The 508-nt window shown below is 54.9% G+C and carries 1 protein-coding gene; it reads left to right on the top strand.

The features are described from left to right. Positions 1 to 508 (top strand): AMP-binding protein (locus G9G54_RS24900; protein WP_165179946.1); only part of this gene is annotated, 508 nt, incomplete at both ends.

The following is a 508-nucleotide window of genomic DNA, read 5'->3' as shown; positions in this document are numbered from 1 at the left end:
AAAGCGTCAATGTGACGGAAGCGCCGGAAGTGAAGCATTACCTGATCGGTGGCGAAGCATTATCCGTGCAGCTGGTAAATGTGTTCCTGCACAAGTGGTCCGGGTATCGTCCGGTCATTACGAACGTGTATGGTCCGACCGAAACCACGGTAGATGCGACTGCTTATACGATTGAAGATGTAGAGTCCCTGAACGTACTGCTGGAAAAAGGGGAGCATACGGTATCTATCGGAACGCCGATAGCGAACCAGTCTGTGTACATCTTGAACAGCCAGCAACAGCTGGTGCCGATCGGTATCGCAGGTGAGCTTTATATCGGAGGTGCAGGTGTCGGACGAGGATACCTGAACTTGCCGGAGCTGACGGCAGAGAAGTTCATCCCGAATCCGTTCGCTGATGCAGCCGATCAAGCGGACAGCACTCACGCAAACCGGATGTACCGGACGGGCGACCTGGCACGGTGGTTGCCAGACGGCAGCATTGAGTATTTGGGCCGGATCGACCACCA

The sequence above is a fragment of the Paenibacillus sp. EKM212P genome, from assembly GCF_011066115.1.
GTDB lineage: Bacteria > Bacillota > Bacilli > Paenibacillales > Paenibacillaceae > Paenibacillus > Paenibacillus polymyxa_B.
This window is presented reverse-complemented; position numbering and strand designations above follow the sequence as displayed.